Annotated in this window: 11 protein-coding genes; all 11 read right to left on the bottom strand. The window is 69.6% G+C overall.

Going from position 1 to position 16056, the window contains the following annotated elements; genetic code table 11:
- Positions 1–6: 6 nt before the first annotated feature.
- A complete protein-coding gene (locus NO978_RS01235; protein WP_257297689.1) occupies positions 7–717 on the bottom strand; it encodes a DICT sensory domain-containing protein in 711 nt (236 codons plus the stop codon).
- Between the two features lie 2 nt (positions 718–719).
- Positions 720–1100, bottom strand: coding sequence for a hypothetical protein (locus NO978_RS01230; RefSeq protein ID WP_257297688.1), 381 nt, complete (start codon positions 1098–1100; stop codon positions 720–722).
- Positions 1101–1203: 103 nt separating this feature from the next.
- Positions 1204–3987, bottom strand: a complete 2784-nt coding sequence (locus tag NO978_RS01225) for a hypothetical protein (RefSeq protein WP_257297687.1) — start codon at positions 3985–3987, stop codon at positions 1204–1206.
- On the bottom strand, positions 3980–5050 hold the full coding sequence (locus tag NO978_RS01220; protein ID WP_257297686.1) for a hypothetical protein: 1071 nt from the start codon (positions 5048–5050) through the stop codon (positions 3980–3982). The genes NO978_RS01225 and NO978_RS01220 overlap by 8 nt, the downstream gene beginning before the upstream one ends.
- A 3-nt stretch (positions 5051–5053) precedes the next feature.
- A complete protein-coding gene (locus tag NO978_RS01215; RefSeq protein WP_257297685.1) occupies positions 5054–8122 on the bottom strand; it encodes a carboxypeptidase regulatory-like domain-containing protein in 3069 nt (1022 codons plus the stop codon).
- Positions 8123–8124: 2 nt separating this feature from the next.
- The gene (locus NO978_RS01210) at positions 8125–9324 is read right to left on the bottom strand and encodes a hypothetical protein (RefSeq protein WP_257297684.1); all 1200 of its coding nucleotides are present in this window, start codon (positions 9322–9324) and stop codon (positions 8125–8127) included.
- On the bottom strand, positions 9324–11450 hold the full coding sequence (locus NO978_RS01205) for a hypothetical protein (RefSeq protein ID WP_257297683.1): 2127 nt from the start codon (positions 11448–11450) through the stop codon (positions 9324–9326). The genes NO978_RS01210 and NO978_RS01205 overlap by 1 nt, the downstream gene beginning before the upstream one ends.
- Positions 11447–12556 (bottom strand): hypothetical protein, encoded by a 1110-nt coding sequence (locus NO978_RS01200; protein WP_257297682.1) that lies wholly within the window; start codon positions 12554–12556, stop codon positions 11447–11449. Before NO978_RS01200 ends, NO978_RS01205 begins: the two co-directional genes overlap by 4 nt.
- Positions 12553–12825 carry a hypothetical protein gene (locus NO978_RS01195; protein ID WP_257297681.1) on the bottom strand — a complete coding sequence of 91 codons (273 nt, stop codon included), beginning with the start codon at positions 12823–12825 and terminating at the stop codon, positions 12553–12555. The genes NO978_RS01200 and NO978_RS01195 overlap by 4 nt, the downstream gene beginning before the upstream one ends.
- Positions 12822–14297, bottom strand: a complete 1476-nt coding sequence (locus tag NO978_RS01190; protein WP_257297680.1) for a cell division protein FtsZ — start codon at positions 14295–14297, stop codon at positions 12822–12824. Before NO978_RS01190 ends, NO978_RS01195 begins: the two co-directional genes overlap by 4 nt.
- A gap of 159 nt (positions 14298–14456) precedes the next feature.
- The gene (locus tag NO978_RS01185) at positions 14457–16055 is read right to left on the bottom strand and encodes a hypothetical protein (protein WP_257297679.1); all 1599 of its coding nucleotides are present in this window, start codon (positions 16053–16055) and stop codon (positions 14457–14459) included.
- Position 16056: the final 1 nt, after the last annotated feature.

Below are 16056 nucleotides of genomic sequence, written 5' to 3'. Positions count from 1 at the left end.
ACGGGGTCAGTCGACGCCGGCCGCGGCCTGCAGAGCGTCCTCTATCTCCGCGACGAGTTCGGCGTCGTCCGTCCAGAACCCGTCGAACGAGTCCTCCGCGGCTCGCGCGGCCAGCCCACACGCCTGCGTCGGGTTCGGCCCACCGTCGAACGTGAGGACCCAGTACCGTTCCGTCGACGCGTCGCCGTAGCCGTGGTACGTCACCCCGGGTATCGCCGGCGGTTCCCAGTCCGGTGCGCCGTAGACGTGAATGTCCAGCCCAGCCTCGCCGAGTGTCCAGTACCACTCGACCTGGTCGGCGAACGTGGAGAGCTGCTGGAAGCTGGCCCGGAGCTGTCCGCCTCCCACGCGACGAGCACGGTCCTCTATCTCCTTGCTCACCGCGTCGAGCTGGCGACGGTTCAACGCCGTGAACACCGTCTCGTCGAGTACCTCGAACAGGACCCGGTAGCCCGGCGAGACCGCCGCCGGGGAGGCCGGCCGGACGACTGGCGGAGTCAGCAGCCACTCCAGCTCGGTGACGGGGACGGCACCGGCGAACTCGCCGTCCTCCTCGACGACCACGAAGGGATCCGGGCCGTCCGGCGGGAGCCGGTGGTAGTCCACCGTCACCGAGTGCGCCGCGAACTGCGCTTCGATGTCGGTCTCCTCCTCCCGGCCGTACACCGTGAACCGTCTGTCGTTCCGCGTGAGACGCTCGATGATGCGGTCGAGCATCCTCACTCCTCGGCGGCGATGCTGTCGCGGACGAGCTGTCTGACCGCCGGGTCGAGCGGTCCGACCGCGATGTCGCTCGACGCCCGTTCGCGGACCACCAGGCCCGTTTCCTCGAGCAGCGGGAGGTGGACGTGGACGAGTTCGGTCAGCAGCTCCTCGCGCTGCTCCGCCGTCACCAACCGGCCGCTGTCGCTGGCCCGCCATCCGGCGAGCACCGTCGCCAGCTGCTGGGCGTCCGCCGGGCCGACCGACAGCAGCGAGTAGAGGACACGGCGTCGTTCGGTCGCCGCGAGTCCCCGGTAGAGCTGGTCGTCAGCGAGGCCGGCCGCGGTGGTCTCACCGCCGGCGTCGTCAGCACGGTGGTCAGAGTGGTCCCGGGGCATCGTAGCTGGAAATTGCTCACGAAAAATGATAAACATTGTTCCGGGCGCTCCCGATTCACGACACTGCAACGACGGCGGGGCGTTCGGGCGAGTTCCAGAGCGGTCAGACCAGGAACTCGCCGCTGACGGCCTCGTTGGCGTCCGAGACGTACGCCAGCGTCCCCCGTATCAGGTGGAGCACCAGGGCGAGGAACGCGAGCACGTAGCCCGCGGTGACGACGAACATCGCGGTGCGGGCGGTCGAGAGCGCCGAGAGCCGCTGGCCCCGCTCGGCGCGGATGGAGTCGGCGGTCTCCTGCTCGCCGACCGCCTCGAAGTGTGCGATCGCCTCGTCGTACTGTGCCTCGATATGTGCACTCCGCTTGTCGAACGGCCCGAGGTTCGCCGGGTTCAACAGCAGCGGCGTCCCTCCCACCGAGGTCAGCATCGACCCGCTGAGGTTCTCTCTGGCGGACCGTGCCTCCTGGAGGCTGGCCTGCCCCTGGCTCACGTTCGCCGAGTAGGCCTCGAACGCGGCGTCGGACTCGGCCTGCAGCTGCGTCGCGCGCTCGTCCTCACCCTCGAGGACGGCGATGCGGGCGAGGCTGCGCTTGAACATCGCCTCCTCCAGCAGGGACGTCTCCTCGCTCGCGATGCGCTCCTCGTAGTACGACCGCTGGGTCGAGATCTCGTCGTCCAGCACGACGTTGCCCTCCTCGAGTGCCTGCTGGCCGAGGTCCCGGAGTTCGGGGTCCTCGAGCTCGGAGACGTACAGTGCGACGGTGTTGTACGTCGAGGCCGACCGGACCAGTTCGTCCTGGGCCGCCTCGTTCCCCTCGGACTCGCGGACCTCCTGGACGCGTTCGGCTGCGTCGAGGTACTCGACGAACGTCTGGGCTGCGGTGAATCCGCGGGAGATGTCCTGGCCCGATTCGAGGTCGCCGTCCTCGATCTTCTCCTCCAGCCGGGTCAGCATCTCGTCCATCGACCCCGCCGACTCGCCGAGATCGGGGTGGTCCCCGAACGACTGGAGCCGCTCGTGGGTCTCCTCGCCCTCGATGATGCCCGGCTCGGCGGTCACGGTGATAGTCCGAGGCTCGACGTCGTCCCCGTCGACCCGGTACGTCCACTCGTAGGGAGTCAGCACCTCGGCGTCGGTGTCGAACTGCAGACCGAAGACGGTCTGACTCTCGGAGCCGGCGGCGAGTTGCTCCGGCACGTCGCGCTGGACCGTGAGCCATCCCTGGTCGGGCCCGTCGACCCGCTGGAGCGTGAGGTTCTCGATGGCGTTGTAGCCGAGTGCCTCGGAAACCGTCACCGTCGCGGTGTCCGTCCGGGAGATCTCCAGCTGTCCGAACTCGACGCGCTCGGAATCGGTGTCCAGCTCGGTCTCGTGCTCGACAGTGAGTGGCACTTCGACGGTCTGGGTGCCGGCGGAGGCGTTGCTGGACGTGAACCGGACACCCAGCGTGTGGTCGCCCTCGGGGACCTCGCTGTCGAGGGTCACGTCGAGGTTGTAGTCACGGCTGTCCAGCCCGGGGACGGAGTCCGACGCTCGGGTCAGATCGGCGCTGACGTAGTCGTCGTCGAAGGTCGGGGAGCCGACGCTGACGTCCTCGATGGCCAGCGGAAGGTCGCCCGTGTTCTCGACGGTCGTCGTGACCTCACGCGTGAACGTCGACTCGCCACGCCGCTCGTCGAAGGTGTACGAGGCCCCGGTGCCGGTCGAGTCACCGAACATCGCCGGGTAGATGACGCGGGCGTCGATGCGGAACGACTTCCGTTCCGCGTCGGGATCGTCCGTATCCAGCTGGACTGTCCAGGTTTTCTCGGCGTGCTGGGCGGCGTCGCCGTCGATGCTGACCGTCGCAGTGCCGGTCCTGCTGTCGCCGGCACCGAGCCTGCCGGACAGGCCGGAGACCGAGGCGGAGGCGTTCCGGTTGACGCCGCTCGGGTCGCTCACCGACACGTCGACGCTGTCGTACCCGGTCTGCTCGGCGATGGTCACCGGGACGCTCTCGCTGGTCCCGACGAGCACGTTCCCGAGGTCGACGACGGGTTCGTCCGACTCGACCGAGGTCGCCTTCACCACCTCGATGTCGAACCGGACCGTCTCGACGTTGCCCAGGCTGTCCTCGAGGGTGAGATCGATGGAGTGGACTCCCTCCCGGATCGACTCGTCGACGGCGATGTCGACGGTGACGGTCTCGGTCTCGCCGGCGTCGACCCGGTTCGGTTCGCTGGAGGTCGAGGCCGTGATGTCCGCCCCGGCCGACGCCGAGGTCGACTGGAGGTCCATGTCGCCGGCCCCGCTGTTCCGGAACTCGACGGTCACGCTCAGCGTCTGCTCGTCCGTGCCCTCGAACCGGACCTCCTGCGTCGACCCGGCATCGGTGCCGCCGAACCGGGGTTCGACGTACTCGACGTTCGCTTCGAGGGTCCCGCTCATGCCGCCACGCCGCGAGATGTAGACGGAGCGCGTCGTGTCGTACCCGGACTCCCCTTGCGAGGATCCGGTCGCCTCGTACTCGACCTCGTACGTCTCGCCAGCGACCACGTCGAACTCGTTGTCCGTCCCGTCGTCGCCGTTGCCGGACCAGCGGTCGAACTCGAACGTCACCTCGCCGTCGGTGCGTTCCCGCGGAGCGGTGACGGTCTCGTTGCTCGTGGCTGTGAACTCGATAGACGCGATGTCGGTGTCGGTCTCGCCCGGGAACGCCTGCTGGAGTTCGAGCTGGGCCGTCTGTGGCACGACGGTCGCCCCGTCGGCCGTCTGGTTCCCGTCGTTCAGCACCGCCTCGCCGGGCCCTGCCAGGGCCGCGTTGCCAGCCGTCGCCGGCACGGCGACCGCAGCGCTGGCGAGCAGCAGGACGGCGAGCACGACCGCGGTTCCGGCGGTCCTACGCATCCCGACCACCCTGGAGGACGACGATGTCACCGACGTTCGCCGCGTCGACCGTCCGCCGCCAGACGACGAGCCGGTGGGTCACCAGCATCGCGAACAGTGCGACGAGTGCGCCGTAGCCCACCAGCAACGCGGTGCTGGCGAGCGCGAGCGTCGTCCGCGCCGACGAGACATCGCCTCGCAGACCAGCGAGCTGGCTCTGCCGGTCCGAGAGGGCGTTCTCGCCCGCGCGGTCTTCGGCATCACGGACGTCCGCGAGCGTGCCGCCCGAATCCAGATACAGCGCGAACGTCCCGAACAGTTCGCCGCTCGCCACCGCACTCACGCCGTCACAGGACGAGCAGCGTTCGAGGAAGCTGCTCGCCCGCTGCTCCGCGCTGTTCATCCGCGCCACGTCGCGCTCGTACTGGCTGCGCAGCTCCTCGACCCGCAGGTTCACCTGCGAGAACTTCTGGGAGGCACCGGCCGCACGGAACGCGGTCGCGGCCTGTTCGAGCAGCCGGAGCTTCTCGGGGGTCGTCGTCACCTCAGATGCCGACTGGAGCAGCGCGTCCCCCTGGTTCTCGTAGAACCGGCTGAGCGCGAGGTCGGCCAGCGGCGCGTACGTGAGCCCCTGCTCTTCGAGCGTCTGTACCTGCCGTGCGGTCCCGTTCGCGGTCTCGAGGCTCGCCCTGACAGAGCCGTTCTCGGCCGCGGTGTAGCTCTCGCTGAACGACCGGAGCAGCGACAGCACGGTCGCCATCTCGCGCTCCGTCTCGTCGTCGAACTCGACGACCTGGAGCTTCGAGACCGCGAGCGACCGGATGGTCTCGAACTCCGTGTACTGCTCGAACGCGGGCGTCCCCGACAGTTCGTTGAACGCCGCGAGGTACTCGTCGGCCGTCTCCGGCGGCTGGTCGCTCCGTGCCTGTCCAACTGTCGTGTCGGGCTGTTGGTGTGTCGCCACGACCCCGTCACTGGCCGTCGCCGGTGCGCCGGGTGTCCCACCCGCGCTCGCGGCGACAGCCGGCGACGCGGTCACAGACGCCAACACGACCAGCCCGACGAGGAGTTTCAGTCCATCCATCTCTCAGAACACCGTCCGCTTCATCCGTTCCCGCAGCTCTCGGCGGTCGAAGCTGTGCTCGACCGCGTCCAGCAGCCCGGCGACGAGGAGCGCCCGGGCCGCCTTCGCGAGCGGCTCGCGCTCCCGTCTCGTCTCCTGGAACAGCTCCCTGGCGTGCTCCCACATCTCCGTCGTCGGCTCCACCTCGCTCAGGTCCGCCCGTTCGTCGTCGATGCGTGACCGGGTCCGCTCGATCCGCCCCGTCAGCTCGCTGTCGACGTCCGCGTCGACGTAGTCGAAGTACGCCTCGTGGGTGAGCACGTCGCCCTCCCACTGGGGGTCGACGCTCGCCATGTCGGCGCACGCGGCGAACATGTCGACGTTGCGCTTCGTGGTCATCGCCGTGTTCACCCGCGAGATACCGTCTTCGGCCGCGTCCAGCAGCGCGTCGGCCACGTCGTCGGGCCGGTGTTCGCCGGTCGCGAACAGGTGGCCGTACTGCGGGAGCGCCTCGACCAGGTCGAGCAGACGGCCGACGACGCTCCCGTAGTAGCCGGGGAACGCCGTGTCCCGCCCCGACTGCTCGGAGAGGCCGTCGACCTCGCGCCTGAGCCGACGGATACGGTCTCGCGTCGCCTCCGGCAGCCTCCACTCGAACGACGCCTGGACGGTGGCGGTCGTCGGGTCGTCCTCGCGGACGGTCACCTCCGTCGACCGGGTCCGGAACAGGTCCGACTGCGAGCCGGCCACGTCCAGCCCGACGACGTAGTCGCCGACGAACACGTCCGAGGCTCTGACCCGGCCGCGCTCGTCGGTCCGGCGCGAGCCCCGCCGCTCGTCGACGCGGTAGCGGTTGTCGCCGGCGGGGCCGATGGAGACCGGGAGTCCCTCGGTCGCGACGCCGTCGACCTCCGCGGTCACCGACAGTCGCCCCGTCTTCCGGCTCAGCCCCACGTTCAGTTCGAGCGGGCCGTCGTCCGCCAGCGTGCAGTCGTTGCTCGCCGCGTGGTACTTCGGGTGGTCGACGTGCACCGTCGCGGTGGACGCGGCGTACGGCAGGGTGACCCCGGCGCGGCCGTTCCGACCGGTGTCGTTCGTCCCCGTGTCGCCCTCGTCCGGTTCGACCGTGACGCTGGCGCCGGGGATCGGCTCACCGTCCTGCTTGTCGGTGATCGTCACCGTGACCCCGGGGCGCGGGAAGGCCAGTTGCGCCCGCTCGCCGGTGTGCCTGCCGTCCTCGACCTCGAGCCGGTCGGTCCGCTGCTGGGTGCCCACCGCCGCGGTGAGCTGCCAACCTCCGGGGAGCAGCGACATGTCGACCTTGCCGGAGTCGGTCGCCTTCGTGGTCTTCGAGCCGGTTCCCCGGGTCGGTTTGGCGACGACGTTGGCTCCCTCCCGGATGCGGTGCCCGTTGCCGTCGACGAGCGTGACCGTCACGTCGACCGGGTCCGGGGTCGTCGCCGCGCCTCCGCCGAAGTCCCAGAAGTCGAGCCACGAGAGGACCACGGCGAGGCCGAGTGCGGCGAGGCCACCGACCAGCACGCCGACGACGAGGCCGGGCGCGATGGCGCTCAGCCCATCGCCGGCGACCGTCAGCCACACGACGACGCCACAGCCGATGAGTCCGAGTACGGCGCCAGCGCCGAACACGACGCCGGCCCCCTTGGGGGTTGTCGGGTCGCCGTTCGGGCCGGACGCGCCGGCCATGAACCGGACGCCGGTGAGGATGACCGTCGCTCCGAGGCCACACGCCAACGCGACACCGAAGACGAGCAGCCAGTCCGTCAACCCGTAGCTGCCGGGGAGGAGCCCGCCGCCGGCGCTCGCGTTCGTCGCGGTAGCCGTGCCGGTCGTCGCCGTGGTCGTCGCCGCAGTATCGCCGTCACTGCCGTTCGACCCGTCGGGCGTCGACGCGCTCGGCGCGCCGGGGACGGTCCCGTCGACCGTCCGGGCGGAGACGAAGCTGCGCTCGCCGTCCGATTCGACGACGAGCAGGACCGGCTGCTCGGCTGCGAGTCCCGTCTCGTTCTCGACGGCGTAGTAGCCGTCCGCGAGCTCGACGCTGAGCCGCTCCAGGTCGTCGTCGTGCTGGACCAGCAGGGACGACACGTCGTCGCGGTCGGCCGCGAAGTAGCTCCGGTTCACCGTCAGCGTCACGGACTCGCTCGCGTACCGGCTCGTCCACGAGTCGAGGAGTCGCGGACCGTCTGCGTCACTCGCCGAAAGCGTCGCGGTGACGTTCGCGGCGAGTGCGGCTCGGGGAAGTTCGACGCCGGCGTCGGTCGGCTCGACCGGGCCGACGAACTGCCCGTCGGGTGACTCGGTCGCCAGCTCGAGATGGTACGTTTCCGCGTCCAGCACGGACAGGAGCGGGTTCGAGATGGCGACCTCGCCCCCGCTCGGCACGAGTTCGGTGGCTGCCTCGGCGGTGGCACGCAGGTTCACCGAGGTGGGCGTCGCCGTCACGTCCTCGTCGGGGGCGACGCGAATCTCCCGATCCTCGAACAGGGCGGCCCGGTCGAGGCCTCCGAGCGCGCCGCCATCGAGCACCAGCGCGCCGACCTCGGCGTCGTAGCTCGCGTTCACCGTCGCGTCACCGACGCTCACCGGGATGGGTTCGGTGGTGGCGAACCCGCGCACGTCGACGGGCGTGAGGTGGACCGCGCCGTCCTCGAACCGCGCCGTCGTCCCGTTCAGCGAGGCGTACCGGAGGTCGGCCGTGTCCTCGCCGAGTTCCGTCCCATCGGCGCTGACCACGACCGTCGCGCCGCCGAGCGGGGCGGTCTCGGAATCGCCCACGAGGTCTCTGACCCCGATTTTACCCTCCCAGGTGTCGGAGGAAGTCTCGTTCACGTTCGTCTCGGCGGTCCCGTCAGCACCCACGATGGCGAGCGTGACCGTCGAGAGGTTCTCGGTTCCGTTCTCGAACGCGACGGTCACGCCGAGCGTCTCCGGGCTCGTCCGCTCGACTGAGACCGACGCCTCCGCGGCGGCAGTGCCGTCGGTGGCCGTCGCTGCCGCCCCGACGCCGGCCACCGTGGCGACGAGGACCGCGAGTGCGAGCAGCGCCGTCGCGCGAGTTCCCCACGACATGGCTACCCCTCGTTCTGGTCGCGATAGTCGGCGAGGTTGTCGAGCACCGACTGCACCTCGCGCTCGGTCAGTCCTTCCGCGCCCGCGGTGTTCCCACGGGCCAGGTTGTCCCGGACCTGCTCGTACTGCTCCATCGAGTGATTCAACAGCGGGCTCAGGTCGAAACCACCCAGCAGGAGGAGCACGTCGACGTCCGAGCCGCGGCCGCGCTTCGGCGTCAGGCTCGCCTGCCCGGCGACGCTGAGGTCGTGCTTGTTCTGCCACTGGTTGAACGCCTGGTACACCTCCGGCTCGGTGATGTCGCCGTTGTCGATCATGCTCTCCGGCGCGCGGACGACCGGGAAGACAATCTGGGAGGTGGCGACGTCCATCGGGACGAACGGGTTCTCCGCCGCCTTGTCGAACATGTACTCCAGCTCGTAGATGTCGCCGTTCATCTCCGTGGCGACGGCCGGCGTGAAGTGGTAGGAGCCGTACTGGCGGGGGATGGTCACCAGGTCCTCGACGTCGATGACCCCGTGGGTCTCCCGGCCCGCGCCGATCATCAGGTCGACGGCCTCGATGATGAGCTCGTTCACGCGGTCGTAGTCGCTCCCGTTCTCGCCGTCGAGGTGCGAGTTCGCCGCGAGCATCACCATGTCGGCGTTCTGCCCGCCGTCACGGTTCCTGAGGAGGCGAGAGAGCCCCGACACGGCGTTGAAGTGTCGCTGGTCGGGCTCCCAGTAGTACGGCCAGACCGCCATCGCGACGTGGATGACGCTGTCCATCCAGGGCTCGCTCTCGCTGACGGTGAGGCCCTGCTTGAACTGGTCGGCGACGAACGGGATGGAGCCGTTGCCGGTCCCGCCGCCGAGCGTGGCGACGTAGAGGAACGCATCGGCCGTGGTGAACGTCTGCTTGATGTGGCTCGTGATGCGGTCGAGGTCCTGCTCTGCGGCCTGCCGACCGTAGTAGTACGAGTTCCCCGCACCCTGCTTGTCGCCGAACTCGAGCGCGTGGTTCTCCCCGATATCGCCGGTGTCGGTGATGCTCGCGTCGATACGGTCGATGGTGTTCCGGATGTCGTTCCGGTTCGTGTTCATCACCAGGATGCGGTCCTCGATGCCGGGGTTCTCAGCCCGGTTGAAGAACTGCGACGCGATGCGACCGCCCCCCTCACCGGAGGCGATGACGGCCCAGCGCGTGAACTGGCCGCGCGACATCAGGCCTCACCCCCGGCGGACTTCAGCAGGCTGTCCGGCGTCGTCTCCACCGACAGGCCGGTCGCCGCGGCCAGCTCCTCGATGACCGGATTCGGGACCGGCACCGAGAGGTACTTCGACCGGATGCGTTCGTAGCTGAGTCGGTCCCCCTCGTCGAGATTGTACTGGATGACGTTCATGATCTCCTGAGAGAGCTGCGAGTCGTCGTAGACGATGACGGTGCCGTCGTCCGTTCGGGTGACGGTGTACCCCTCCTGGTCAGCCCACTCGGCGAGCAGACCGGGCACGAAGTCGTCGGTGATGGGGAACGCCATCTCCGTGCTGAGATACCCCTCCTCGTCGAAGCGGTCGCGAAGCCGTGGCCCGAACTCGGTGACGTGCTCCGCGATCTCGTCCCGGCGGTCGCCGACGAGCTGCTCGACCAGCGTGACGGGTTCGAGGTCGACCGAGAGGTCGCTGTCGCCCTCGACGGTGACGATCCGTTCGACGCGACCGTAGTCGTCCTCGCCGGGTGCGACGACGAGTTCGTACTCGCCGAAGGGCACGTCGGCGAACGTGGCGGTGCCGACGAGGTGTGTCTCGACGACCTCGCGGCCGTCGTACTCGCCGCCGTCGAGGGTCACCGTCGCTCGCCGCTTGGCCTCGCTGCCCTCGTCGTAGGAGACGGTCACGTCGACGGTGTACGTCTCGACGTCACCGCGGTGGAGCGCAGGTCCGTCGGGGTCGAACTCCACGTCGGGGTTGCGCCGGAAGTAGAGCCCGAAGAACTGGCCGGCGTTGCGCACCGGGAGGTCGTCCGCGGTGACGCTGCCGTTCCGTCGGAGCTCCTGCTCGATGGTCTCGCTCACGTCCGCGTACGCCTCGACGACCGTGGCCTTCGTCTTCACGGTGCCCACGGCGTCCACGAGGTCGGCCACGACAGTCGCCCACTCGCGGTCGAGGTCGCGGACGGGGCCGATGGCTCGCAGCTCCTCGCTGTGGTCCTCGTCGGCGACGTCCGGACGGCTGTAGTAGCCAGCCGGCAGGTCCTCGCCCTCGAGGCGCTCCACGTGACGGTCGACTTCCCGCTGGAGGGCAGAGACGGTGTCGAGGGCCGCCGTTCTGACCGTCTGTCGGTGCTCGCTCAGTGACCCCACGTCGAGCGCCGAGTCGAGCGCGTCGAGTTCGCGCTGGACCGACCGCACCTGGTCGAACAGCTCGGCGTCGACGTACTGCTCGGCCCCGGAGTCGAGGATGGTGTCGACGAACGCGTCGAGGTCCTCGCGGTCCTTGTCGAACGAGCCCGAGAGCTCGCTCTCGAGCGTGGCCCGGGCTTCGAGGACCGCATCGACTGCGTGGCCGTACTCGCCGTCGCGGCAGTCCGCCTCGGCGTCCTCGAGGTGTTGGTCGACGGCGGCCTCGTCGTAGGGGTCGGTCGCGTTCCGCTGGATGTCCCGCACGCGGGCGATAGCCTCGTCGACGGCCGCGTCGGCCTCGGTCCGGTACTCCTCGAGGTCCTCACTGACGGCGTCCCAGTACGAGAGCCCGCTGGGCCCCCCCTCGTCCGGGGTCGGCGGCTCCGGCGGTGCGACCGGTTCGGCGGCGATGTCGGCATCCGCCAGCGCCCCCATGTCGCTGTGCAGCGCGTCGAGTTCGTCGCGGACGAAGTCGTACAGCTGGTCGTCGCGGTCGGCGGCGAGCGTCGTCACCTCGGCGTCGATGCGTTCGAGCTCCTGCAGTTCGCCGCTCGATGCGTCCTTGCCGACGCTGAACGAGCCGGAGTCCCGGTCGAACTCGCCGCCCTGTGCCTCGTAGTCCGAGACGAGCGAGTCCGCCCGGGAGCGGAGCGTACCCGCGTCGAACCTGGGGTAGGACTCCTCGATGGTCGAGAGCGACCGCCAGAAGTCCCGCAGTGACTCACCGACCTGTTTCGTGCGCTGTTCCACGTACTGACCCGTGTTGTCTTCGCCGCTGAGGACGCCGCGCACGTACGCGACGGCCACCACCAGCAGGACGACCGGGATGCCACCGACCACGAAGTAGACGCCGAGTTGCGTGCTCGCGAACACGAACAGTCCGGCCCCCACCGCGGCCAACAGTACCGTCAGTGCGCCGATTCCGAGCGCGGCGCGAGTCTGTCCTTTCATAGTATCACCGTGAGTATCGAGAGCCCGTCCGTCGCAACCAGTAGCCCGACCGTCGCCAGCAGGACGAGGACGCCGACGCCGACCGGGAGCCACTGTGCCTTCCGGCTGTACTCCGCCGAGGAGTCGACCCGAATGCGGCCCTCTGTCCGCGACGCCGCCGCGTAGGGGACGACCCCGCCGAGGACGACGCCGACCAGCAGCCCGCCGATCAGCCCGACGAGGAGGTTCGTCCGCATCGTCGAGCGTGCGTCACTCGCGCGGGCATCGAGCGCCGACTCGTAGCCCGCGACCGCCCCGTCGGCGTCCTGTTCGACCGTACCCTCGCGCTCGCGGGAGGCGTCGATGGCGTCGACGGCGACCCCCGGCGTCGGCGACTCGGCGGCCACCTGGAACAGGTACGAGCGGTACTCGGCGGCGGTCCGATCTGTCGCGTTCGTCGCCGCGGCGAGCGCCCGGAGCGTCTCCGTCGCGTTCGTCGCCCGCGCGTCGGTCAGCCCGCTCCCGTTCACGGCGGCCGAGAGGGATTCGAGCCGGTCGGTCGCCGCTGTCGTCTCGTTCAGCGCCGTCCGGTAGCTGGCCTCGCGCTCGCCGTAGGTCCCGACGGCGTCTGCGGTCGGGAGGAACAGCGTCCCGTCGCCGAACGCCGGCTCGACGACGTTCGGCGTGGGTTCGGTGAACGTCGGCCCGGTGTCGGTCTTCCCGGCCGGCCGGAGCTGCCCTGCTACCGCAAGCTGACCGTAGTCCTCGGTCAGTTGGATGGTGACGCTCGAATCCGTCCGGTTCTGTATCTCGTAGCCGTCACCGTCGGCGATGGACCACGCGCCGTTCTCGCCGTAGGGCGTGACGACCCCGTCGGCGTCACAGAGCCGTATCGTGAGCACCGTGCCCGCGTAGAGCGCGCTGTCGTCACGGATCGGTTCGTCGCTGCCAGCGACCGTCGCCACCGCGACGGGGTCGCTGGCGTCGACCGAGTCGCAGACGGCCACGTCGCCCGGGCCGGCTGTCGCCCCCGGCTGGGCGGCCACCCCGCCACCCGCCAGCGGTGCGGCAACGAGCCAGACCGCACACAGCGCGACGAGAGTCGTTCGGAGGGCTCGTCGGTTCATTCGTAGGTCTCGTCGATCCGCGACTTCTGTATCCGGTACACCACCACGCTGCCGAGGACGATGCCGAGGCCGAGCCCGATGCCGCCACCGCCGAGGTACTGGAGGACCGACTGCTCGGCGAGGGACTCCAGTTCGGCGACGCGGTCGGTACGTTCGATGGCGTCGGTGACGCCCGTGCCGACCTGCGCAGCGGCTGGCCCTCCGACCCACGTGAGGGTCAACAGACACGCGAGCACCAGCCCGACGAGTGCGAACCGACGCGATCTCACTGGACCATCGCCTCGGTTCGCTCCTCGTACTCCGCGGCCTTCTCCTCGATCTCAGCGATGCGGGAGATGTCCTCGCGCTCGTAGGTCAGCAGCGTCGTCACCGTCGCGAGGTTGCGGTCGTTGAGTGCGACGCCGAGGTTCACCTCCTGAAGCGCGCACTGTGCCTGAAGGTACTCGCGGATGGTGGAGGTCTCGATGCGTTTGCTCCCGCCGGCGAGATAGCCCGACGGTGCACGAACGAGCCCGATCGCCTTCTGGGCGTCGGCGGTGTCCAGATCGGAGACGGACTGCTTGCTCGTCGCGAGCCGTACGAGAGCGGCGCTGTCGATTGCCTTCTTCCCCATGAACGGGACGAGATAGCCCGAGAGCGAGCGCGTCATCGTCGCCGCCCGTCCGAGCGCGGCGTAGCCCGCCTTGGAATCGCTGCTCCCGACGCCGAACGAGAGAGACGTGACGATGTCCTGCACGTCGATGTCGGGCGTGTCGATGTCGGCGTAGTCGCTCGGGTCGATGCCGGAGAGGACGGGGCCGGCGACGAGATCGTAGATGCCCGCCGCGATGTACTCGTTGTACTCAGCGAACTGGCTCTCGGCCGCGGCCTGGTACGAGATGCGCTGGTTGTCGACGAGCACGATGCCGTCGACCTTGTCCTCAAGCCGGTCGAGGCCGTACCGTGCGTTCCAGGCCTGTCGGCCCGCGCCGCCGCCCTCATCGTCGCCGCCGCCGCTCGCCATCGGGCCCATCGTGTTCGGGAGGATGGCCAGCGCCACGATGCTCGCCCGGCCGTCGGTGTACTCGTCGATGGCGTCGACGATGTGCGGCGCGATGCCACAGCCGGTCCCGCCGCCGAGACCGAGGCAGACGAACGCGAACTGGATCTCCTCGCTCTCGGTGGCAGCCCGTGGCTCACCGTTCATCTCGGACTCGATGTCCTCGACCTGCCGGTCGACCTCGTCGTCCTCCCAGCCACCGCCAGTGTCCTCGGCCCACTCGTCGTCGGGCTCGTCGCCCCAGCCGTCGTCGCGACTGTCGGCCGGCTCCTCTTCCCAGCCGTCGTCGTATTCGTCGGTCCGGTCCCGCTCGTCCCACCCGGGGCCGCCGCCGTCGGTCGCCAGCCCGCTCCCCGAGCCGAACCGGCGACGGAGGAGGTCGACGACCTCGTGCGCGTGTTCGCCCATCACCTCGTCCGCCTCCTTCGGGTCGCGTCCGAAACCGCCGGTGACGCGCTCCTCGAATCCGGCGGTGGTTCCATCGACGAGACCGTGCTGTTCGGCGATGCCGAACTGGTCCGATTCTGCCACGTTCGAGAGGTTCTGCAGGTCTCGAATTGTCGAATTGAACACCATGGGTTCGGCGAGCGCTGTGATGTCGTTGCCGCCGAACAGTCCGAGCGTCGAGTCGGACGTGTATTCGAACACGGCGTCGACGATAGCACTCCCTGCCTGTCCGGCCCCCACGAACAGATACGTCATTGATTCACTCGACTGTCTGTTCCGCTATCTTGAATAAAACAGTACTGGCCACCGACAGATTGTTTCACGTCGGTCGCATTTCGTAGGAAAACTGCGACCTGCGAAATCATAAGAAAGGATATGATTCTCTGACTCAGTTCGGTGGCACGTACGCCGGTCCTATCCGCGGAGTCGGCGCAACATGATGGAGAACTGGTTGCGTTCGTACAGCTGCTCGGTCGCATCGAGCAGTTCGAGCGCCGCCGTCAGCGTGCCCCTGGCCCGCTCCGGCTCCCGTGTCGAGAGGCGCTCGCCCTCGTCGTGGAGCGAGCGCGCCACCGAGACGAAGTGTCTGGGGATGGTGTGGTTGTGGTCGTCGCGCAGTTCGTAGTACTCCTCTACCTCCTCGATACGGTCGCCGACCCGCGCCACCAGCCCCGACGGCGTCTCCGCGGCCGCCGCGTCCGAACGGGTCGAGTCGAGCGTCGGGAGCAGCGTGTCGCGGTAGAACGAGAGCTCGTGCCGGACGACGTACGGCCGGACGAGATCGGACTGCCCTGCGCGGTCGAGCGAGCCCTGTAGGTCGGCGACACGCTCCAGCAACGCCGATTCGACGGGGTCACCGGGGTCGAGGTCCCGCTTCACCGAGTTGGCGAGCTCGGTCACCGACTCGCGGTCGACGCCCGAGACGAGCTGTCTCGTCGCGGCGTGCTCGTCGAGTGCGCCCGTGGCGGTCCGGAGCGCGGCCCTGAGACTGTCCTCGTCGGTCGTTCCGGCCGACTTCAGTTCGTCGAGCAGCCGGGCCGCCGCCGCGCTCTCGGGTGACTGTCGCGACTCGACCGTGGCCGCGACGCCGGCGACGCCCGTCTCGCCCGTGCTGAACGAGAGGTCGCCGCGTTCGAGCTGTTCGACGAGGTCGTCGCCGCGGGCAGCCGTGTCACTGCCGCGGAGCGAGAGCGTCGTGTCGCGCTCCGCCCGGTCGCAGATGTCCGCCAGCGCGGTCGCGTTGGCCGACCGGCTGGAGCGCTCGGCGTCGAGTTCCGCCAGTGCGTCGGCCAACCGGGAGGAGACCGGCCGGAGCGACGACGCCAGCGGGCCGTCCAGCTCGTGCAGTCTGTCGTCGAACGTTCGGGCCTGGTCCGGTCCCCGGACGCTCCCGGCACGCTCTGCCGCCTCCGTCACACGGTGGGCGTGTTCGAGGTCCTCGACGGCCCTGTCGAGCGCGTCGTAGGCGTCGCCGCGACGCGCGTTCGGGTCCGACAACGTGTCGAGCAGGTCCCGTGCGGTCCGGGAGCCCGGCGACCACGCCGAGCGCAGCTCGGTGGCGACGGCGTCGACCGCGAGACCGCCGGCGGGCTCTTGTCCGCCACCGCCACGCCCCGCAGTGTCGGGTGGCCGTTCGGTGAGGCGGAGGTCGCCGCCCGAGAGCGCCCGCGCCAGCGACTGCAGCGCGTCCGAGCGGGAGTCACGGCGGTCCACGGCCGGGGTGTCGCTCGCCGCGCGCAGGATGGCGTCGGTCGTCGTCGTCAACGTCTGCAGCTCGTCGTGGACCGCGTCGGCGTCCGGCTCGGTCGAGAGCGGCTGGGCGAACCGTGCGACGGCCGCGCTCGAACCGTCTGAGCCGTCGGAGCCGCCGAGCAGGCGCATGCCCAGCGCGCCGGCACCGAGGCCGACGACGAGCGCGCCGACGGCTGCGGCGGCGAGGACCATCGTCGAGTGACCGGTGCTCGTCTCCTGGACCTGCTGTAGCAGCAGGCCGGTCGCGATTACAGTGCTCATG

The organism is Haloarchaeobius sp. FL176, from assembly GCF_024609245.1.
Lineage (GTDB): Archaea > Halobacteriota > Halobacteria > Halobacteriales > Natrialbaceae > Haloarchaeobius.
This window is presented reverse-complemented; position numbering and strand designations above follow the sequence as displayed.